Source organism: Pantoea sp. Lu_F5_004 (assembly GCF_051136245.1).
GTDB lineage: Bacteria > Pseudomonadota > Gammaproteobacteria > Enterobacterales > Enterobacteriaceae > Pantoea > Pantoea agglomerans.
The window spans coordinates 1543723-1564833 of sequence record NZ_CP194946.1 but is presented as its reverse complement, the minus strand read 5'-3'; the positions used below and the strand labels follow the sequence as shown (position 1 = coordinate 1564833).

Genomic DNA, 21111 nt, shown 5'->3' with positions numbered 1-21111 from the left:
CAGTCGGCACGGGAACCATAATTTTAATTATAATTATCAATACATTACTCGAAGTAAATTAAAGATTAGCAGGCAGATAGTTTCCCTTGAAAATAATGAAAGCCTCATTAATCAGATCATTGAGCAACTATAAATAATATTAAAGCTTCGTCTGGCGCTGACGATAAGAAGATCATCTTTGAATTATTTCACAGCCTCTTTTCTGCTTCTGATATCTCACTAAAGGTGAACCTTATGGGCCTTGCTCAACGCATCTCCGATATTAAAATTGGGAAAAAACTGGGCGTCGGTTTTATCGTCGTCATTGCTGCCTCCCTCGCCATTACTTTTATCGCTTTCGATTGTTTTCGCAGTATTAAAGACAACTCCGCCCGGCGCACGATTACCGTGGAGATGGTAAACACGTTAAGCAAGGCCCGCCTTAACCGCACCCTCTACCAGTACACCAAAGATCCCAAATTTGCCACGCAGAACGTTCAGGCCCTGAAGGAGTTAGATGCACTTTATAAACGCCTGGATGGATTTAAATGGGATGAGATGGGCCAGCAGAAAGTCGCGCTGATGGGGCAGTTACTTAACGATTATCAGAATCAGCGGCAGACATTCGTGACTGCTGCGCAGGCGACAAGCGACGCCTTTGATGCCATTAAACCGGGTGCCCTGATTGCGCTTGCTCATCAGTTTGAATCACTCGATATGGCTCTGACACCCGATGCGGCGCTGCCGGTCATGCACCTGGCCGCAGCGCTGTTTGATGCGGCCAATGTTGAAAAAGCGTTTCTCGATAAGCCGTCTGAGGCTAGCAGAGATGGGGTTCTTGAAGAATACACCGCTATCAACACCCTGAGCGAGCAACTGGATATTTTCGCCCAGCCGAATATTAATGAGGTAACGCGAAATGTGCTCAGCACTCTGGCGCAGCAACGCCAGGCTTTGACGCGCTATGTCGATGCGACAGAGAAAGAAAAGAGCGAATCGGCGGGCCTGACCACCACCGCAGAGCGGCTCAATGCGGCGGTCTCTGATACCTTTGCCTATCAGTCCCAGCTCTCCTCTGAATTTATCAAACAGGCGGAGTGGCGCATTGCTTTTGCCGCGCTGATTTGTGTGGTTCTGAGTCTGCTGATTGCCTGGCGGATCACCCGCAACATTACGCTGCCATTGAAAGAGACTCTGAACGCTGCGCAACGTATTGCCGCGGGTGATTTAACAACCTCACTGAAAACCACACGTGGTGATGAGTTAGGCCAGCTGATGCAGGCGGTAGATGCAATGAACATCAGTCTTCAGAACATCATCACCAACGTGCGTGATGGCGTCAGCAGCGTGGCGCGTGCCTCGGCGGAAATCGCGGCAGGTAATACCGATCTTTCATCCCGCACAGAACAGCAGTCTGCCGCAGTGGTTCAGACCGCGGCCAGCATGGAAGAGCTCTCTTCAACGGTGAAACAGAATGCGGAAAACGCTCACCATGCGAGTCAGCTGGCGACAGACGCGTCGGTTAATGCCGGACGCGGTGGCGAGATTATCCGTGACGTTATCGAAACCATGAACAACATCAGCCAGAGTTCGGGCAAAATCGGCGAGATCATTCACGTCATCAACAGCATCTCCTTCCAGACCAATATTCTGGCCCTTAACGCCGCAGTCGAAGCGGCACGAGCCGGAGAGCAGGGTCGCGGATTTGCGGTGGTTGCCGGTGAAGTCAGAAATCTGGCCCAGCGCAGTTCACTGGCCGCCAAAGAGATTGAAACATTGATACGTGAGTCACTTGATCGGGTTCATGATGGTTCTGAGTTTGTGGAACGCGCTGGTACCACTATGGATGACATCGTCCGCTCTGTCAGTCAGGTTAAAGACATTATGGGTGAAATTGCTGCCGCATCTGACGAGCAAAACCGCGGCATTTCGCAAATCGCCACGGCAATGGCCGAGATGGATACCACGACGCAACAGAACGCCGCACTGGTTGAAGAGTCCTCCGCCGCAGCCAGCTCACTGGAATCTCAGGCAGACGAACTGGAAAAAACAGTGGCCGTATTCCGTCTCTCTCCCGGACAAAACAGCGTCAGCCGGGGCGCACCTGCGCTTTCACCGCGTTTAGTACCCGCGGCGCCCGTTAATGCATCCGCAGACTCAAGCTGGGAAAGCTTTTAACGGTTAGCGAAACGTTAATTCTGTCTGAACGTGAACAGAGCCAGCCTTAATTGATTGAGGCTGGCTGAAATAAACGTCATCTTCAGACAAATAACTGATCTGATTAACCAGAAGATATAAAGCCGCAATGGTTAACGCGAGAATGACATGATCAGGCGGGCATCCGTAAACTGAGGGAAGATAATATTATCGGCCATGAGAGCTGAAACGCGCTGGCTCGCGCCTGATTAGCCTGCTTTATATTTCGACTGGTTTTGAAATGAGGAGAGAAAATAATCGCGATCGGTCTGTACAGAACGCGATGGAGAGAGTTGTCGTCCCTGACAGCTTCTCCGGCCGGTATACGCTTTCGCGCAACCGATGAGGTCATCCGCTTCGTCGTTTTCCGGCCGGAGCCGGGCTACGTCCACTGGCGTCAGTTCCGTTACTGCTAGTTCAGCTCTTCGTTCAGGCTTGTAAGCGTCTGCAGGTACGGCACCTGCTGTTGAGCAATCGCCGGTGACTTAAAACTACTCAGCCAGCTTCTGGCTTCGGCGATTTTCGTCAGCCGATCCGCGTTGCTTTCAGATTTCGCCATATAACCCAGTTGGGTAAAGAGTGTTGCGATACTGATTTCTTTTTCACCCAGGGCAAGGCTTAGTGCCGCTTCGCCAATAATGACGTGGCCTTTCTCGTCGTTTTGAAATAACACAGAAAATCCTCCATTAGATACGAATTGATGACAACCTCACCAGAGACTGTAGTCGTAAAAGAGAGAACTGCCCGAATTTATCACTAAAAACCGTGCAACTTGCTAATAGAAAATACTAAATGTTTTTTTCCGGATTGTTCTGTTTGTCTCTGCCGCCCTTCCTGTCAGACTTGCTTTCAAATTCACGATGGGATGTCACCATGAAACTTTCCATTCTTCTCACGCTGCTGGCTGCGACGGTCTGCTCCGTTTTTGCTGCCCATGGCAAATTTAAAACGCAGCAGGCTGGCCAGTCACTCTTCACGCAAAGCGGGGAAACGATCAGCGAAGAATAATGGCTACGCGCGGCATCGTCAGTGACCGGCCAATCGGTTATGATCCGTTGCCACTTACCTGCCGGTTGCCCGATGTCTGCCATTATCGATACGTTTATCGCCCCGCCCTGCTTTGATGAGATAACCCTCCTCTTTCAGGACGAACATCTGCTGGTGATCAATAAACCCAGCGGCTTGCTGAGCCTGTCAGGTAAAAATCCGCAAAACCTCGATTCAGTGCACCATCGGCTGGTGAAACTTTTTCCTGGCTGCACGCTGGTTCATCGGCTCGATTTTGGCACCTCCGGGCTGATGGTCGTCGCACGCAGCAAAACGATTAACGCGGCCCTCTGCCAGCAATTCAGCCAGCGCAGCGTGCGTAAAACTTATCAGGCACTACTGTGCGGGCACCTTGCTGATGACGAAGGCGTCATTGATGCCGCGATAGCGAAAGATCCGGCGCAGTTTCCCCGGATGGTGATTTGCCCGGACCAGGGAAAACCCGCGCGCTCACGCTACCGGGTCATGGCTCGCGGCTATTATCAGGAATGTTATTATCAGGAAAAAAAGGGAAAGGGATTGCCGGTCACGCGGGTTGAACTGATGCCGGAAACCGGGCGCACCCATCAGCTGCGCATTCACTGTCAGCAGCTTGGGCACCCGATTCTGGGCTGTGATCTCTACGGCGGGCTTTTGCTGCCTGGCGCGGAGCAGGCAGAGAGACTGATGCTGCACGCCAGCGGACTGACATTTATTCATCCTGTCAGCGGCAGCACGCTGCAACTCTCTGCCGACAGCCCATTCTGAATGCGTCAGCGCGCTGTTACCACATCAAATCATCAGGCACTTTGAAATCAGCATAAGGATCATCTTCGTCCTGTGCTTCTTCGCTTAATGCACTGTTTAATACGATGGCACTGGCATCACGCTGCGCAATTTTATCCGCTACGCTGGCCGGGATGATGGCGTACTGACTCTCGCCATTATTGTCAGCCGCCAGGCGGGCAATGGCGAGACGCCCATTGATCAGCTGAGTCTGCGTCAGCTTATCCACCATAATCTTTTTGATCAGGTTATTGTCGGTGAAGTTGAAGCTGATGTTGCCTCTTGCCACGTCAATTTTGTTCATTTCGATCAGTTGTTTGACCTGCGCTTTGTACTCTTTAGACAGCACAGCCAGCTTCTGCTGCTCGTTCAGCTGCTTATCGCGCTCAAGCTGCGCTTTTTTGTTATCTTCCACCGCCGCTCTGGCTTCGCGTGCCTGAACCCTGGATTTCTTCGCTGTACGCTGAACCTTGTCCATTTTTTTGCTGGATACTAATCCCGCTTTCAGCATCTGCTCTTGCAAGGTGAGTTTTGTCATTGTCGTCTCTGAACCTGTGAAATAATGTCCGGGATTATACCTGTAATCACCCGGGCTGTACCAGGTTGCCGCACCTGCCGCGCCTGCGATTGCGGGCAGCCTCTCAACACTGTGCTAACATTCCCCGGTCAAAATCACCTTATTGAGCACCATGTCAGAGCTAACAAAACGTAAAAATGACCCTGAAGGGCTGAAAAAACGCATCATCGCAGGCGCACTGAAAACCTTCGCGGAGTTTGGTATGCAGGGTGCCAGGCTGGAGCAGATTGCTGAACATGCGCAAACCACCAAACGCATGGTGGTCTATCACTTTGGCAGTAAAGAGCAGCTTTATATCCACGTGCTGGAGCAGGTTTATCAGCAGATACGTCAGCATGAAACCGGCCTGAACCTGGCGGCGATGGAGCCGGAACTGGCCATGACCCGCCTGGTGGAAGCCAGTTTTGATTACCATGTCGAGCATCCCGATTTTATCCGGCTGGTCTGCAGTGAGAACCTGTTGCGCGGGCGCTACATCACCCAGTCGCCGCAGATTAAAGCCCTTAACCGCAGCGCGCTGGATCTGCTGGATGACATCCTGGCACGCGGTCAGCAACAGGGCGTGTTCACTGCCGATGTGCAGACCATCGATGTCCATCGCCTGATCAGCAGTATCTGCGTTCATCACGTCTCAAACCGCTACACCTTCAACGCCCTGTTCAGCCCGGACAACAGCGAAGCAGAGAGTATTCGCCGCAATCGCCAGCTGGCTGTAACCGCAACGTTACGCTATATCCGCAAATAAATGCCCGCAGGCCCGGCTGCGCTTAGCCATAGTCTACGCTTACTGATACTTGTCACTAAAATGCAATAATAAGGAATGCTGTTGTGAGCAGAGATGCACGCCTCTATCCGCTTCGCCAGACCCATGTTGAACCCGATGATGATGCGCTGTGGAACTGGGCGCAGAACGCGCAAATCGGCAGCCGTCACCAGGTTCAGCGTCCCGCCAGTGAAGCGGAATTACAGAGACTTATCCGGGAGTCACACGGCCAGCTTCGGGTGATCGGCAGCAAGCTGTCGCCTGGTCGTATGTTGCATGTCAGTGATGACGATGTGCTGCTCGATCTCAGCGCACTGAGCGGCGAGCTTGCCAGTGATGAACAGAGCGTGACCTTTGGTGGCGCGACCCCGCTTGAGCAGGTCTATCGCAGCCTGACCGAAATGAACCGCATGCTGGCTTCATCGCCAGGCGTAATTGCGATTCAGACACTGGCGGGCGCAATGGCGACCGGAACGCACGGGCAGGGATTGCAGCAGAGTTCGATTGCCGACGAAGCGCTGGCAATCAGAATGGTGCTGGCCGATGGCAGCGTGCGCGAATTTGTTCGTGGCGACGCTGACTTCCCGGCAGCGCAGGTTTCACTGGGCGCATTAGGGATTGTTACCGCGGTAACCCTGCGTACCCAGCCGTTTAGCATCTTCACCTGCCACAAAAATGCCGTCTCTGCCGATACCCTTGAAGAGGATCTGCTGCGCTGGAACAACGACTATCCGCTGAGCAAAGCCTGGTGGTTTGTCGATGACAATCTGGTGCACGTCTGGAACGCCCATGAGGCGAGTGACGAAGAGCGTCAGCGCTACGAAGCGCAGGGTCGTCAGGTGGTGGAACATGAGGGCGAAGTTGACGAAAGCCTCAACGACACCATCGACCAGACGCTGGCACATATGCACCGCGATACGCAGATTGAGGGCAAAGGGGGAAAACAGTTTCGCACCGTCACCCGTTTTCGTGATTTCACCGATGTTACCGGTGACATTTACCAGCTCTTCTGCCGCGGCATTGCGGTGCCGCAGATCAATGTGGAAATCGGCGTGCCGCTGGCAAAAACCCCGGCCATCATTCGCCGCATTAAGCAGTGGTATGCCGGGAACCGTCCGCATATGCACTACCCGATTATCCTGCGCTGCACCGGGGCATCATCGGCCTGGCTCAGTCCGGCCGCTGACCAGCCAACCTGCTTTTTCGGCTTCGTGGTCTATTACGCCGACGATGGCTCGCTGTCACAGGAAGGACTGCACTTCCTGACGGAAGTGGAAAAACTGCTGGCCGAAGAGGGCGGACGCCCGCACTGGGGCAAATATTACGATGAAGAACGCTACAACTGGCGTGAGATATATCCGCAGTGGGACGCCTTCCGCGCCCTGCGCAGCCAGCTCGACCCAAATGGCCGACTGGGTAACGACTACATCACGCCACTTTTTGACTGATTGAGGAAAGCTATGTTTGCCTGGGTAACGCTGTTAACTCAACCCGATTATCTGGTGGGCGTGAAAGCGCTGCACCGTTCGCTGCAACAGAGCCAGAGCCAGTGGCCCCTGGTGGTGATGACCACACCGGCGATTTCAGCGTCTGACTGTCAGATTTTGCAGGATGAGGGCTGTGTGATTAAACCGGTCGAGCCCCTCTATCCGCGCGCCGATCTGGATCAGCACTACGCTTCGGCGCAGTTCGGCGAAGTCTGGACCAAACTGCGCGCCTGGCAGCTCACCGATTATGAGCGCGTCGTGTTTCTGGATGCCGATATGCTGGTCCTTCAAAACATGGATGAGCTTTTTACCCTGGATCTGGGCGATAACCCGCTGGCCGCCTGCCACGCCTGCCGCTGTAATCCCAACCAGATTGCCTCTTATCCGGCAGAGTGGCAGCCCGAGCAGTGCCACTATACCTGGCAGGCGCGCGGTGAAAAGGCGCCAGAGAGTGTGGATCTTTACCTGAATGGCGGTTTTCTGGTGCTGAAGCCCGATAATGCGATGTTCGACGTACTGGAAAAGCGTATTGCCGCCATTGACGATCTCAGTAACTATCCCTTCTCCGAGCAGGATCTGCTGAACGAAGTGTTTGCCGATCGCTGGAAGCCGCTCTCTTACATCTACAATGCCTTGAAAACGCTGCCGTTTCAGCACAGCGGTCTCTGGCACGATGAAGAGGTGAAGAACCTGCACTATATTCTGGCAAAACCGTGGAAACGCGATCTCAGCCAGCCCGAGAGCCAGCGCGATCGCTTTTATGCGCTGGATAAATTGTGGTGGGAAAAAAGCGGTCTGATCTGATTGGGTGTGGGCGGGAAGCCAACGTTTTCCGCCCTGTCCGCCTGGGTTAATCAACACATCGGCAATACCCTCTATCCCTTTGATTCTGCCCTACACCTCAATCCAGCGGCGTTGCTCTGCTGAGTAAGCAATCGCTTCCAGCACCTTCTGAACCTGCAATCCCTCTGCAAAATCGGGCCACATGCGATCGCCCGCCGCGATGCCGTTGATCAGGTCGCGAATCTCCACCGTTTTCTGGTCGTTAAAGCCGATGCCGTGTCCGGCAGAAACACAGAAGTTCGCGTAATCAGGGTGTGCTGGTCCGGTCAGGATAGTTTTAAATCCCTGACGCCCGGCCGGTTCGTCATGCAGATAAAGCTCCAGCTCCGCCATGCGCTCCTGGGTGTAACGCAGTGTGCCTTTAGTGCCGGTGACAACGTAAGTCAGGCCCATTTTTGCGCCACAGGCGATGCGTGAGGTTTCAATCACGCCGTGCGCGCCGTTATGGAAGCGAAGCAGCGCGCTGGCCTGATCTTCGTTTTCGACCGGTAACTGCCGCGCAGGCTCTTTCGGGTCGGGCCGGGAGGCGATCACCGTCATCATGTCGCCGCTGACCTCAGCAATGTCACCAACCAGGTAGTGCGCCATATTAACGATATGCGCCGCCAGATCGCCCAGCGCACCGAGACCTGCCAGCGCTTTCTGACAGTGCCAGTCGAGCGGCGTTTCCGGCCTGGCGAGATAATCCTCGTTATGGGTGCCATAGAAATGCACCACGTCGCCTATCTCACCATTGGCAATGATCTCTTTCGCCAGCTGGCTGGTGGGGTTTTTCATATAGTTGAAGCCCACCAGCGTTTTGACTCCGGCCGCATCGGCTGCTGTCACCATCTCCTGCGCATCCGCCACGCTTAACGACAGCGGCTTTTCTGAATAGACGTGTTTGCCGTGGCGTATCGCCTCCAGCGCCATCTCTTTATGTAGGAAGTTGGGGGCGCAGATATCCACGACATCAATCGCCGGGTCGCTGACCAGCGCGCGCCAGTCACCCGTCGAGCGCGCGAAACCAAAGGTCGCCGCCTGACGGGCGGCGAGCTCCGGGTTCACTTCAGCCAGCATCTCCCGCACGATTTCGCCTTTCAGCGAAAATACGGTGGGCGCCTGCGCATAAGCAATCGCGTGGCAGCGTCCGATATAGCCGCTGCCAATCATGCCGATTCTGACTTTGTTCATTTCAACTCCAGAGATTCTGTTCAGGGTTGAAATGGAATCTACGTTTCGTTTTTATTGCTGACAAAGCCAGAATGGAGACTTTGTGACGCCCGTAAAAAACTATCCGGTTAAATCACGCGCCCGGCCGCCTGACAAGGACAATACAGCGCCAGAACACCTCATAAACACCTCAGTTTTACACGTGGCGTTTTGCCGGATGAGTCAGCCGCACAGGCCGCTCTTTCAGTGCTTAAAACGCCATAGTGGCGACTATTTCAGCAGTCGCGCTAATTTATGAAAAAGAGCTTTGACATGGCCCGGCGTGGCCGTTACTATGCGCCCCGTTCAAACGATTCCTCTGTAGTTCAGTCGGTAGAACGGCGGACTGTTAATCCGTATGTCACTGGTTCGAGTCCAGTCAGAGGAGCCAAATTCGAGAAGCCCGCTCAGGGAAACCTGAGCGGGCTTTTTGCTTTTCATACTTCTGAAAAATTTCTGCGTCTTACTCAGTTTGTTTCCTCTTCAAATCCCCGGTTCTTTTCGTTATTGCCTGATACTTACACATTCGGTTCCGCCCTCACTTAAAGGTTCATTTCTGACCCTACATCTCCTGCTTCCTTTAACAAATGTATTAACAGTGACTTAAAGTGTCATAAATGACCTTTTATCAGCATATTTCGCATTCTGGCTGTAAGATGAGAAGATGATGCCGTTAATAGGTTCAAAAATGACCCTATTAGCACTATAGTCGGACCATATCGTTTCAAAAACGTACTGAAATTGCAGAAAAGGTCAAAAATGAACCTTGATGAGATTAAATCTTCGCTGATAAATCTTTCTGAGTCAGATCGGCGAAAGGTATTGGCGGGGTTCGCTTTGAGTAGAGAAGCCACAACAGAAGCGGACGAACCGGACACCCGATCGGTGCTGAGTGCTCTGACGTTTCCGACACTGCCACAACTACTGGCCAATGAACTCAAACGACAAAACATCACCTATGAAGAGATGGCGATTCAGATTGGTGTATCACTCTCAACATTTAAACGACTGATCGCTAAACCATCTTCTGCAAAGGCAATAAATCTTCACGCCTTGCTTAAAGAACTGGGTATAAAAGTATGGCTCGAAAAATAGAGGTGTGGCTTTACAACACGCTGGCAGGAACGCTGAGTGAAGGGCAAAACGGTTATACTTTCTGCTACCTGCCCACTTATGTCGGCTGTGCGATATCTCTCAGCATGCCGGTAAGACCTGAGCCCTATTTAAGTGAAGAGCTACATCCCTTCTTTAAAGGTTTAGCGCCGGAAGGCTGGTTGCGAAAACGCTATTCTGAAATTCAAAAAATTGATGATAAAGATCTGTTCGGCTTACTGATGGAAAATGGCAACGATTTGCTTGGGGCAGTCGTCTTTAAAGAGATAACATCATGAATTCAGAACGCTGCCTGATCACATTAAAACGGCTTAAAGAATCTGAGCTAAAAACCGGCTACTCAACAAAAGGCATCCGGCATCTGCTGGGTAGTCTGAATGTGGCTCTTAGCCTGCCGTTTACGCGCAGTCAGTTTATTCAGGAACTCCCTGAACGTCAGAAAGGCATGAGCATTTCAGGCTATCAACCCAAACTGTCGCTTCGCCTGGAAAAGGGAGAACTGGTGGTCGTCAGCAATGATGGCACCTATATCCTGAAACCCTCTCCGGAAGAATATCCACACCAGGCAGAAAACGAGCATGCCACTATGTGCGTTATGCAGCGTCTGAAATTTGACGTTCCCCCGTTCGGGCTGATGCCATTCAGACACGATGAAAATCGGCCAGATGAACTGGCGTTTGTCATTAAAAGGTATGACCGGACAGCGTCAGATAACGCGAGATTACATCAGGAACAGCTGGATGGCGCGATGGGTCTCGGCGATAAATATGGCAGGATTGATAACCATAAAGCCATCAGTTACGAGAAAGCCGCTAAATTCCTGAATACCAGAGTGAACAGCAGCTTAAAGAGTAAACGAGACCTCTTTTTGCGCATCGTGTATGCCTATGTGCTGGGAAACAATGATTTTCATCTGCGCAATATCGGGATTATCCTGCCTCCGCAAGGTTCACCCTGGCTGGCCCCGGTTTATGACTTTATCAGCGTTGTGCCCTACCCTGCAGCGTTTGGAGAGTATTTAGCTTTGCCCCTGCTGGAACGTGAAGAAAATGATGCAGGAAACGCACCGGGACTGAATTCAGAGTACGGAGAATATCTGGGTGCAGACTTTATCCTGCTTGCCCAGGGTATGGATATTAATCCGACACTGGCACGAAAATGGCTTTCCGAGGTGGTGAGTCATCATCAGCTTATTATCGATACTTATAATGAAAGTCATATGCCTGAATCGCAGCGGGAAGCCGTACTTGACTACGTGGCCCGAAGAATCACGTTACTGGCAGTGACCGAAATTTAAATGATGCCATTAACCTGTTGTGCCTGGGTTGTAAAAGGATAGTTAAGCGGTCGAATAACTCACCTGCCCCCATAAAAAAACCCGCTAATATCAGCGGGTTTCAGGTTTTACAACGTCAACAGCAATCAGAGTTCAAACCGATCCAGATTCATCACTTTGGTCCAGGCGGCAACAAAGTCTTTGACGAATTTTTCACGGGCGTCGCTGCTGGCGTAGACTTCCGCCGAGGCGCGTAACACCGCATTGGAGCCAAACACCAGATCGGCGCGCGTGGCGGTGAAACGGGTTTCGCCAGTGACGCGATCCCGTCCAATGAATTTCTCATTGGTCGAATCGGCGGCTTTCCACTCGGTGCGCATATCCAGCAGATTCACGAAGAAGTCTGTGTTCAGCGTCCCTGTGTGGTGCGTGAAGACACCGTGCTGGCTGCCATCAAAGTTAGTACCCAGCGCACGCATTCCGCCAACCAGCACCGTTAACTCCGGCACGGTCAGGGTCAGCTGCTGCGCTTTATCGATCAGCAGATTTTCGGTGGTGGTTTTGCCGAAGCCAGTACCGTAGTTACGGAAACCATCTGCACGCGGTTTCAGCAGATCGAATGACTCGATATCAGTCTGATCCTGACGCGCATCAACACGTCCCGGAGTAAATGGCACCTCAATTTCAACGCCAGCTGCTTTCGCCGCCTGCTCAACGCCGACCACACCCGCCAGCACAATCACATCTGCCAGTGAAGCCTTATGCGCTTCGCGCTGCAGCGCTTCCAGCGTCGGCAGCACGCGTGCTGCGACGGCATTGACGTCCCACTCGCGCTGCGGCAGCAACGCCAGGCGGGCACCGTTGGCACCACCGCGTTTGTCGCCGCCACGGAAGGTTGATGCCGAAGCCCAGGCAACCGAAACCAGCTCGCTGACGCTGAGGCCGGTTGCAGCAATCTTCTCTTTCAGCTGCGCGATATCCGCCACGGTTGGATGATAAACCGGTGCAGGCAGCGGATCCTGCCAGATCAGATCTTCCTGCGGGACTTCAGGTCCGATATAACGTGCTTTTGGCCCCATATCACGGTGAGTCAGCTTAAACCAGGCACGGGCAAAGGCTTCATTGAACGCCTGCGGATCGTTGTGGAAACGACGCGAAATCTTTTCAAATTCCGGGTCAAAACGCAGCGTCAGGTCGGTAACCAGCATGGTCGGTTTGTGTTTCTTCGCAGCGTCAAACGCATCCGGGATAATGTCCGGGGCATCAGCTGCCACGAACTGGATGGCACCCGCCGGGCTGCGCGTCTGAACCCACTCATATTTGAACAGGTTCTCGAAGAAGTAGTTACTCCACTGGGTTGGCGTCTGAGACCAGATCACTTCCAGACCGGAGGTAATCGCATCTGCGCCAACGCCCGTGCCGTGGTTGTTGACCCAGCCCAGGCCCTGCGCCTCAATCGGTGCGGTTTCCGGATCAACTCCGACGTGGCTGGCCGGTGCGGCACCGTGGGTTTTACCCAGCGTATGTCCACCAGCAATCAACGCCACGATCTCTTCGTCGTTCATGCCCATATTGCCGAAAGTGGCGCGAATAGCCGGGGCCGCAGAGGCAGGATCGCCGCTGTGTTCCGGACCTTCCGGGTTCACGTAGATCAGACCCATTTCGGTAGCGCCCAGTGGCGACTGCGCCAGGGATTCCGGGTGACGGTGTTCCAGCCAGGCGGCTTCTTCGCCCCAGTTCACATCCATATCCGGTTCCCAGACATCTTCACGTCCGGCACCAAAGCCAAAGGTACGGAATCCGGAGTTTTCCAGCGCGACGTTGCCCGCCAGAATGTAGAGGTCGGCCCAGGAGATCTTCTGACCATATTTCTGTTTAACCGGCCACAGTAAGCGGCGCGCTTTATCCAGACTGACGTTGTCTGGCCAGGAGTTTAAGGGGGCGAAGCGTTGCTGACCACGACCTGAACCACCGCGTCCGTCCACGGAGCGATAGGTTCCGGCGCTGTGCCAGGCCATACGAATAAACAGGCCGATGTAGCTGCCCCAGTCAGCGGGCCACCAGGCTTGTGACTCGGTGAGCAACCCTTTGATGTCAGCTTTCAGCGCTGAGTAATCTAATTTGGCAAATTCTTTACGGTAATCGAAGGATTCATCAAGCGGGTTCGAACGCGATGAGTGCTGGTTCAGCAGGTCAACCCGGAGTTGATTAGGCCACCAGTCGCGGTTGGTTGTTCCGCCGCCCGGCGCCTGATTAGCCTGAGGTGGCTTACCAGCATGAAAAGGACATTTGCCCTCAGGCGCCTCGCGATCGGCTTCGACAATAGGCTTTGCATCTTTTGCATCTTCATCAATGGAATTGCTCATGGTCACACCTCTTTTTTGTATTTTCATCGCTACTCTATAGAGGATTTTCAGGAACGCACACCTGTCTCATCCTATCTGTTTGATAGCTTTTACCTTTTTATACGCCTTCTTCAAAAGCTTAAAACAATGAATTGACGGTAGCCGACAGGCTGTAAAGAGCAGCGAAGCGGCAACCATCACCCTGAGACTATTCCGACAGCGCCGGTTTCACAACTGCCGTTTTGCTGCCCGGCAGGCGGATGCGGAACCAGATAGCGTACATTGCGGGCAGGAAAACCAGCGTGCTACCAATCAGGGTACAGGCCAGCGTTCCTCAGAACACCGAGTGGGTCAATGGAATAAACGCCAGAGAGAAGTTCAGGGAGGATAAACCAGAAAAAGCGGGGAGTGATGAAGCGCGTTTACAGCAGGATCACGGCAGGCGCTTTGTCATCTGCGCCTGCCGTGGATCTCACAGCGCCCTGCTCTTCAGGGCGCTCTGTCACTTAACGCCAGCCGAGTTCCGGGGCGACATACTTCAGGATCGCCTCAATCACATGGGCGTTGTAGGCGACACCAAGCTGGTTAGGCACGGTGAGCAGCAGGGTGTCGGCTTCGGCAATCGCCTCATCCTGCGCAAGCTGCTTAATTAACGCCTCTGGCTCGGCGGCATAGCTGCGGCCAAAGATAGCGCGGGTTTTCTCATCGAGAAAGCCGACGGAATCCTGGTCGTTACCGCTGCGGCCAAAGTACGCGCGGTCCATATCATTCACCAGCGCAAAGATGCTGCGACTGACCGAGACGCGTGGCGCATGCTGATGTCCCGCTGCTTTCCAGGCCTCACGATAGGCGCGGATCTGTTTAGCCTGCTGAATGTGGAACGGCTCGCCGGTTTCATCATCTTTCAGGGTTGAACTTTGCAGGTTCATGCCCATTTTTGCCGCCCATTCTGCGGTGGCGTTGGAGCCGGATCCCCACCAGATGCGGTCGCGCAGGCCTTCTGAAAGCGGCTCAGGACGTAGCAGGCCAGGCGGATTCGGGAACATGGGCTGTGGATTTGGCTTAGCGAAACCTTCGCCGCGCAGCACCTCCAGAAACTCTTCAGTGTGACGACGGCCCATATCCGCATCGCTTTCACCCGCTTTCGGTTCAAAGCCAAAGTAGCGCCAGCCATCGATTACCTGCTCAGGTGAACCGCGGCTCAGACCCAGTTGCAGACGACCATTGGAAATCAGGTCTGCCGCGCTGGCGTCTTCCACCATGTAGAGCGGGTTTTCGTAGCGCATGTCGATGACACCGGTGCCGATCTCAATCGTTTTGGTGCGCGCTGCAACGGCAGCCAGCAGCGGAAATGGCGAGCTGAGCTGGCGGGCAAAATGGTGGACGCGGAAGTAAGCGCCATCTGCGCCCAGCTCTTCGGCGGCGACCGCTAAGTCGATCGATTGCAGTAACACATCCTGCGCGGTACGGGTGGCGGACTGCGACGAAGGCGTCCAGTGACCAAAGGATAAGAAGCCAATATTTTTCATCTGTATTTCTCCTGACAGGCGGTAAACGCCCGTGGATGCAAGGCGATTTCTGATAGAGAAAGGTTACGCCCCCGGAGCCGCCACTGATAGTCAATATCTTTCAGCGCCATATTCAGGAATTTCGACATAGCTAAGCAGATTATCCACTTTGCCTTTGCCCGCCCTTTCTTTCACTGTTCAGATTCCCGCTTCCGCTGTCAGGTGAATCATGCACACCGGTTATCTCTCTTTACAGCAGCGCGCCTGGCTTAAAGCGCGTGCACGCAGCTGGCTCTGGCGCAGCGAACTGCCAACCTGGCTGTTAATCGGTGTGATCTATGGCGGCTGGTTTTCGGTGATGCTGAACGCGCAGATGCTGGGACAGCTGCCCGCCACCCTGCTGCTGATCGTCTTCACTGGCTGGTATATGTCGCTGCAGCATGAGCTGATCCACGGGCATCCCACTCGCTGGCCGCGGGTGAATCAGCTATTTGGCACCCTGCCGCTGGCAGTCTGGTATCCCTACGGACTCTATCGCGATTCTCATCTGGCCCATCATCGCAATCACACCCTGACCGAGCCGGATGAGGATCCGGAAACCTACTACCTCTCCCCTGCTCGCTGGGCGAAGTTACGGCGCTGGCAGCAGCAGCTGATTCATCTGCGTAACACTTTTTTGGGACGATTGCTGCTCGGCCCGCTGCTGGATGTGGCGGCGACCTTCGGCGGGATGTGGCAGGCACTGCGCCGTGGCGATCGGCCCGCGATAGCGATGTGGCTGCTGTACGGGACGCTGCTGGCAATAATGTTTTTCTGGATGGCGCGGCAGGGATTTTCGCCGCTGTGGTATCTGCTGGCGGTGAGTTATCCGGCGCTGGCGCTGACCAAAGTGCGCTCCTTCTATGAGCATCGTGCGGCGGACGATCCGCTGGCACGGTCGGTGAATAATGAAGCGGCGTGGCCGTGGCGCATGCTATTCCTGAATCTGAACTACCATTCAGTGCATCACGACCTCCCCGGCGTCCCCTGGTATGGCCTGCGTCGCCTCTATCTGCGCGACCGCGAGCATTACTACCAGCGCAATCATGGCTTTCGCGTGGCGGGCTATCGGGTCTGGCTGCGTCAGTTCTGGGTCCGACCGGTCGGGGTCAATGTCCATCCAGGACGATCAGCGGAGAAAATGCATGAATAACCTGCTCGCCTTGCCGATGTATGCGATTCACCCGCCCGCCACACGGGCACTGATACAGGCTGTGGTTACCCTGCTGACGCAGCACGGCATCGCTACGCAGCCGGTCTGGCCTGAAGATCTGCTGACACACTGGCAGGATAACCGATTGCTGCTGAGCCAGACCTGCGGCTATCCGCTGGTCAGCCAGCTTCCTGCGGTTCAGCTGGTCGGCACCTTTCACTATCAGGCCCCAGGCTGCACCGGCCGTGACTATCGCAGCTGGCTGGTGGCGCGGGACAAACAGGCGACGCTGGCCGATTTTAACGGCCAGCGGGCCGTGGCTAACAGCCTGGACTCTCACTCCGGCTATAACGCGCTGCGGTTTGTGGCAGCGCTTCAGGGCGTGAGGTTTTCGCAGCTGTTACTGAGCGGCGGCCATCATCAGTCGCTGGCGGCGCTGCGTGATTCACAAGCGGATATCGCGGCTATCGACTGCGTCAGCTGGGCACTGCTGGCGCGCTATGAGCCGGATGCGCTGCGCGGCCTGCATATCATCGGTGAAACGCCAGCCGCCCCCGGATTGCCGTTGATTACGGCAGCCCCGACGTCAGTGGACCGGCTGGAGAGACTCCGCATCGCGCTGCATCAGCTGGTGAACGATCCCGCCTGGCGCACCGTCTGCGACGATAACCTGATCGGCGGATTCAGCCCGGTGCAGCGAGACGATTATCAGGGCGTGCAGGCGTGGGAACAGCAGGCCGCCGCGCTGGGCGTTACCCGGCTGTAATACACTCCTCTGTTTCGCCCTGCTGACAGGGCAGGGAAAATCTGATTTCTCTGCATCGCCCCCTCCCTGCCCGCGCTTTCCCGGCCTCTCATTTCATGCTCCCCGACGCGCTCTGACCGAGGCTAAGACTGGTAAGCCCGGTCACGGCGTTCTAAGGTAGAGGTTTTCAGCAGAGGGAAAGTGGGATGCACATTCTGATGGCAGGCGCCGGCGCGACCGGTGGATATTTTGGTGCACGGCTGGCTCAGGCGGGCCAGGACGTAACTTTTCTGGTCCGTGAACGGCGTTATCAGCAGCTTCAGGCCAGCGGTCTGGTGTTGCAGACGCCACATGGCACTGAAACGCTAAAGCCGCAGCTGGCTCAGGCGAACAGCCTGACGGGCCACTATGATCTGATTATCGTGACGGTGAAGAGCTTTGCCCTTGATCAGGTGTTGGAGGATATTGCACCTGCAGTGGGCCCGGAAACATTGATCATGCCGATTCTGAACGGATTGCGGCACATCGCGACGCTGCAACAGCATTTCGGCGAAGATAAGGTGATTGGAGGCCTGTGCAAAATCAACGCGACGCTGGGTGACAATGGTGAAGTAATCCAGATGACGCCGCTGCATCAGCTCTATTATGGCGCACTGGACGGCCACAACGATGCGCGACTGCAGCGGGTTGATGCGGCGCTGCGTGACTGTCAGGTCGATACCCGATTCAGCGATAACATCATGGATGAGCTGTGGGAGAAGTGGCTGCTGCTGAGCACGCTCGGCGCGGTTTGCTGCCTGGCGCGCGGAAATACCCAACAGATACTCACCTCGCGCGGCGGCGAAGCGCTGTTACAGGGTGTTTTCTCGGAGATTCTGTCAGTCATTACTGCCGAAGGCTATCAGACGCGTCCGGCGGCCACTGCCCGCATTCTTGAGCTGTTAAGCGATCCGGCCACCCCGATGACCTCCTCAATGTACCGCGATTTAACCCAGGGCTTTGATATCGAAGCCGATCAGGTGATAGGTGACCTGCTGCTGCGGGCGAAACGCCATAGTCTCGCCACGCCACTGCTTAACGCGGTGGATGTGAACCTTCAGGTCTATCTGCAGCAGCGTTAATGACTCTGTCGGGTACCGTGACCGGGTGCCGCAACGGACCCGGGTTTTGTGGTCGTGAAAGTGTGGTGTGCAGCAGCAGTGCAGCAGGAAAATTTGCTACACTCGTCGCTTCATTTTTTGGAGAGTTCAATGACTTCCCGCTCCGTGACCCTCGATGATGTCGCTCAACTGGCCGGCGTCTCATATCAAACCGTTTCACGTGTTTTAAACCGTTCTGAACAGGTGTCAGCCCGCACGCGGGAAAGGGTTGAGGCGGCGATGCTGCAGCTCAATTATGTGCCGAATCGTGTGGCGCAGCAGCTGGCCGGTAAGGCGACGCGCACGCTGGGTCTGGCCACCAGCGACCTGGCCCTGATGGCTCCTGCGCAGATCGCCTCGGCGATCCAGCAGCGCGCCGCCGGGGCGGGTTATCATCTGGTGATCGCCATGGACAGTGGTAACGATGCGGCAGCAACGGTGAATGAACTGCTGGCACAGCGGGTCGATGGACTGCTGATCAACCTGCCGCTGGAGGCAGATGAGGCGCAACAGATCCAGTTGCTCTGCGGCAGCAAACCGGTGCTGTTTCTGGATGTCGAACCCCAGGCGGCGGTAGCGCAGTGTCAGTACCCGAATGAGTCTGGCGCCCGTGTCGCCGTTGAACATCTGGTGGCGCTAGGTCATCGTCAGATTGGTTTGTTGAACGGGCCGCTGCGCTCGGTCTCGGCCCGTCAGCGTGAAAATGCATGGCGTCAGGCGCTGGCCGATCATCAGCTGACACCGCACTGTTCTCTGCGCGGCGACTGGAGCGCGCAGTCGGGTTACCAGGCGCTGCTGGCGCAGCTTCCCGACGATCTGCCGCAGGCGCTGCTGGTGGCGAACGATCAGATGGCGCTGGGTGCGATGCGGGCGCTGCATCAGCATGGCGTAGCCATTCCTGGCGAGATATCGGTAATTGGATATGATGATACCGCCGAGAGCGCGTGGTATCAGCCACCGCTGACCACGGTGCGGCAGGATTTGCACGCTCTTGGCGCGCAGAGCGTCGAGCGGATGCTGGCCCGGCTTCAGGGAGCAGAGGCGTCAGACAACGCGCTGGAAACCACGCTGGTGATCCGGGAGACCACCGCCCCGCCTGCTGATGAGCGGGTCAATTTAGTGGCGCTGTCACAGCAGTTACAGGCGATCGCCCGCAGGCTGGCGGGAAAATAACGCTGCGCTGACGCAGGCAATAAAAAACCCGCCCCACCGGAGTGGATGCGGGTTGGCATAGGACGTCTGGCGCTTGCGCGCTGCTATCTGCCCTTACGCTTTCGGGTGTTCGCCCACGCCCATCGCTTTGATCTTTTTCGACAGCTCGCGACGCTCTTTCGACAGGTCGGCGTTTTTGATGATGTACTCATCCACGCGATCTTCATAATCCACACGCATGCTGGCGATGATTTCCTGAATAGCCTCAACGCTCATGCCGGGTTTGATATATTCGCTCAGGTTGTCGAGCAGCAGTACGCGCTTCTGGTTGTCGCGAATTTTCTTCTCGTTGTCGACAATTTCACGCTGCAGTTTATTTTTGCGGCGGAACATACGCACGAACTCCAGTACGTCCTGAAATGATTGCTTGGCATTTTCCATGATGGCACCTTTCTTTGAGCCTGCTGACGCAGGGAGAGAGTCAAAACGATCAGCTTAGCGGCTAGCCCGCCAGGTAAGCAATTTTCACAGCTAAATTCAGACTGGCTCTTATCTTAGCGCAAAGAAACCCTGTTTCACATTAAGTCATTGTCTGAGGTGATTATTTGCGCAGCGCCATTCGCATCAGGTCAGTCATCCGTTCCAGCTGCTTTGCCAGTTCCAGCGTCAGCCAGACGTAGCCGTAGATCGGCGTCTCCTCCAGACCTTCGCTGCCCGCTTCCGCGATCAGTCGCCGCAGTTCGCCACTGATTTCAGTCAGCTCGTGACTGTTAGCCACCACCTCTTCCGTTTCCCCTTCAATCGCCATGACCGACAGCGCCCGCAGCGTGTTCTCAGTCATCTGCTGGGTGCGGCGCAATGCAGGCGCGTTAAGCATAATCAGATGGCTCTCGCGCGATGCCCACCAGGCATTAATCTGCATCTCAATGGTGTAAACCATATTACGGTTGATGGTCTGAATCGCTTCAAGCACCGATTTTGGGATGCGCGTCTCTTTGCTTGACGGCTCCAGCAGCGCCCGCATTTTGATGACGCTGCTCAGTAATTTGCCCAGCGGCTTGTTCAGGCGCGGCTTTTCAACCAGGTTGGGCGAGAAACCGGCGTGATAGATTTTTGCCATTTCCGCCAGCGCGTCGGAGAGCTGAATGCGCCAGTGTGTATAGGCACGCTGTGCCCAGATAGCGGTAAACAGCAGCGCCATCAGCGATCCCAGGATCACATCACCGCCGCGCCACAGTGCCATCGTGAAATCGCCGGTTGGTGCGCCCACGACCACGCTCAGCGTAATCCCGATCAACAGCGCCATGTAGGGGTGTTTGCCCAGCGTCAGGTAGCCGCTGATCATCATGATGATGCCGCACCAGGCCAGCATCATCGGCATCGAGATCAGCTCCAGCTTCAGGGCAATCAGACCGGATATTGACCCGGCGACCGTGCCGCTGATGCGCTGCAGTGCACGTGGAAAGACATTTCCCCAGGTGGAGATGGGCCCCATCACCACCACCAGCGTAATCAGCGGCCAGGTGCCTTCAGGGATATCGGTCGCCCGGACAAAGATAAAGCAGAGCAAAAAGGCGATGGCAATACGCACGCCATGGACGGAGCGATAATGGCGATAAAACCAGAACTCCAGTTTTGATATGGGCTTATCGGGACGCAAAATGACTTTCCGGTTGCGGGAACATGGTGTGGCTATCTTAACGCTGAACGCGGCTCAGGCTTAGCGCGGGCCGGATATTTCAAAACAGTTTTGACGTTCGCTTACAATTATCAACATCCGCCTCACATACCTG

General features: G+C 55.0%; 20 protein-coding genes, 1 tRNA gene and 1 pseudogene. 14 read left to right on the top strand and 8 right to left on the bottom strand.

The features are described 5' to 3' along the window. Positions 1-234 precede the first annotated feature (234 nt). Positions 235-2157 carry a methyl-accepting chemotaxis protein gene (locus ACR8BN_RS07220; protein WP_307514852.1) on the top strand — a complete coding sequence of 641 codons (1923 nt, stop codon included), beginning with the start codon at positions 235-237 and terminating at the stop codon, positions 2155-2157. Positions 2158-2587: 430 nt separating this feature from the next. On the opposite strand, the gene ACR8BN_RS07215 is transcribed toward ACR8BN_RS07220, so the two are convergent. Then, positions 2588-2848 (bottom strand): hypothetical protein, encoded by a 261-nt coding sequence (locus tag ACR8BN_RS07215; RefSeq protein ID WP_031591294.1) that lies wholly within the window; start codon positions 2846-2848, stop codon positions 2588-2590. A 119-nt stretch (positions 2849-2967) separates the two neighbouring features. On the opposite strand from ACR8BN_RS07215, the gene ACR8BN_RS07210 reads away from it, so the two are divergent. Both ACR8BN_RS07210 and ACR8BN_RS07205 read left to right on the top strand, forming a co-directional pair. Beyond that, positions 2968-3183, top strand: coding sequence for a hypothetical protein (locus ACR8BN_RS07210; protein WP_147281621.1), 216 nt, complete (start codon positions 2968-2970; stop codon positions 3181-3183). Between the two features lie 72 nt (positions 3184-3255). Further along, positions 3256-3969, top strand: a complete 714-nt coding sequence (locus ACR8BN_RS07205; protein ID WP_039389437.1) for an RluA family pseudouridine synthase — start codon at positions 3256-3258, stop codon at positions 3967-3969. Positions 3970-3985: 16 nt separating this feature from the next. Here ACR8BN_RS07205 and ACR8BN_RS07200 read toward each other — a convergent pair whose 3' ends face one another. After that, entirely contained in the window at positions 3986-4525 is a 540-nt protein-coding gene (locus ACR8BN_RS07200) for a DUF2058 domain-containing protein (RefSeq protein WP_010247968.1), read from the bottom strand. A gap of 151 nt (positions 4526-4676) precedes the next feature. Between ACR8BN_RS07200 and ACR8BN_RS07195 the strand changes: the two genes are divergently transcribed. From ACR8BN_RS07195 to ACR8BN_RS07185, 3 genes are all read left to right on the top strand, one after another. Then, on the top strand, positions 4677-5309 hold the full coding sequence (locus ACR8BN_RS07195; RefSeq protein ID WP_010247970.1) for a TetR family transcriptional regulator: 633 nt from the start codon (positions 4677-4679) through the stop codon (positions 5307-5309). Between the two features lie 83 nt (positions 5310-5392). Beyond that, positions 5393-6775: a D-arabinono-1,4-lactone oxidase gene (locus ACR8BN_RS07190; RefSeq protein ID WP_434747464.1), complete on the top strand. Its 1383-nt coding sequence runs from the start codon at positions 5393-5395 to the stop codon at positions 6773-6775. Between the two features lie 12 nt (positions 6776-6787). Further along, positions 6788-7618, top strand: coding sequence for a glycosyltransferase family 8 protein (locus ACR8BN_RS07185; RefSeq protein ID WP_039389439.1), 831 nt, complete (start codon positions 6788-6790; stop codon positions 7616-7618). 90 nt (positions 7619-7708) lie between these two features. Here the strand turns inward: ACR8BN_RS07185 and ACR8BN_RS07180 are convergent, their stop codons facing one another. Beyond that, positions 7709-8830 carry a Gfo/Idh/MocA family protein gene (locus tag ACR8BN_RS07180; protein WP_434747463.1) on the bottom strand — a complete coding sequence of 374 codons (1122 nt, stop codon included), beginning with the start codon at positions 8828-8830 and terminating at the stop codon, positions 7709-7711. 333 nt (positions 8831-9163) lie between these two features. Here ACR8BN_RS07180 and ACR8BN_RS07175 point away from each other — a divergent pair. The 4 genes from ACR8BN_RS07175 (at position 9164) to ACR8BN_RS07160 (ending at position 11258) form a co-directional block, all read left to right on the top strand. Then, positions 9164-9239, top strand: a tRNA-Asn gene (locus ACR8BN_RS07175). Between the two features lie 368 nt (positions 9240-9607). Continuing rightward, the gene (locus ACR8BN_RS07170) at positions 9608-9943 is read left to right on the top strand and encodes a helix-turn-helix transcriptional regulator (RefSeq protein WP_039389444.1); all 336 of its coding nucleotides are present in this window, start codon (positions 9608-9610) and stop codon (positions 9941-9943) included. Then, a complete protein-coding gene (locus tag ACR8BN_RS07165) occupies positions 9928-10239 on the top strand; it encodes a HipA N-terminal domain-containing protein (RefSeq protein WP_031591302.1) in 312 nt (103 codons plus the stop codon). Before ACR8BN_RS07170 ends, ACR8BN_RS07165 begins: the two co-directional genes overlap by 16 nt. Continuing rightward, positions 10236-11258 (top strand): type II toxin-antitoxin system HipA family toxin, encoded by a 1023-nt coding sequence (locus ACR8BN_RS07160; protein WP_434747462.1) that lies wholly within the window; start codon positions 10236-10238, stop codon positions 11256-11258. The genes ACR8BN_RS07165 and ACR8BN_RS07160 overlap by 4 nt, the downstream gene beginning before the upstream one ends. Before the next feature lie 125 nt (positions 11259-11383). Here the strand turns inward: ACR8BN_RS07160 and katG are convergent, their stop codons facing one another. The 3 genes and pseudogenes from katG to ACR8BN_RS07145 form a co-directional block, all read right to left on the bottom strand. Next, a complete protein-coding gene (katG, locus tag ACR8BN_RS07155) occupies positions 11384-13603 on the bottom strand; it encodes a catalase/peroxidase HPI (RefSeq protein ID WP_434747461.1) in 2220 nt (739 codons plus the stop codon). A 187-nt stretch (positions 13604-13790) separates the two neighbouring features. Next, positions 13791-13973: pseudogene (locus ACR8BN_RS07150) on the bottom strand (hypothetical protein); the annotation flags it as partial. Positions 13974-14088: 115 nt separating this feature from the next. Further along, entirely contained in the window at positions 14089-15111 is a 1023-nt protein-coding gene (locus ACR8BN_RS07145; protein ID WP_010247994.1) for an LLM class flavin-dependent oxidoreductase, read from the bottom strand. A gap of 208 nt (positions 15112-15319) precedes the next feature. On the opposite strand from ACR8BN_RS07145, the gene ACR8BN_RS07140 reads away from it, so the two are divergent. From ACR8BN_RS07140 to ACR8BN_RS07125, 4 genes are all read left to right on the top strand, one after another. Further along, on the top strand, positions 15320-16282 hold the full coding sequence (locus ACR8BN_RS07140; RefSeq protein ID WP_434747460.1) for a fatty acid desaturase: 963 nt from the start codon (positions 15320-15322) through the stop codon (positions 16280-16282). Further along, positions 16275-17048: a phosphate/phosphite/phosphonate ABC transporter substrate-binding protein gene (locus ACR8BN_RS07135; RefSeq protein ID WP_434747459.1), complete on the top strand. Its 774-nt coding sequence runs from the start codon at positions 16275-16277 to the stop codon at positions 17046-17048. Before ACR8BN_RS07140 ends, ACR8BN_RS07135 begins: the two co-directional genes overlap by 8 nt. 185 nt (positions 17049-17233) lie before the next feature. After that, the gene (locus tag ACR8BN_RS07130; RefSeq protein WP_434747458.1) at positions 17234-18148 is read left to right on the top strand and encodes a ketopantoate reductase family protein; all 915 of its coding nucleotides are present in this window, start codon (positions 17234-17236) and stop codon (positions 18146-18148) included. A gap of 129 nt (positions 18149-18277) precedes the next feature. Next, positions 18278-19339, top strand: coding sequence for a LacI family DNA-binding transcriptional regulator (locus ACR8BN_RS07125; protein ID WP_425024121.1), 1062 nt, complete (start codon positions 18278-18280; stop codon positions 19337-19339). Positions 19340-19432: 93 nt separating this feature from the next. Here ACR8BN_RS07125 and tmaR read toward each other — a convergent pair whose 3' ends face one another. Together tmaR and ACR8BN_RS07115 are read right to left on the bottom strand one after the other, a co-directional pair. Continuing rightward, positions 19433-19759, bottom strand: a complete 327-nt coding sequence (gene tmaR / locus ACR8BN_RS07120; protein ID WP_004571340.1) for a PTS system regulator TmaR — start codon at positions 19757-19759, stop codon at positions 19433-19435. A gap of 160 nt (positions 19760-19919) precedes the next feature. Then, on the bottom strand, positions 19920-20978 hold the full coding sequence (locus ACR8BN_RS07115) for an FUSC family protein (protein ID WP_010670945.1): 1059 nt from the start codon (positions 20976-20978) through the stop codon (positions 19920-19922). Positions 20979-21111: the final 133 nt, after the last annotated feature.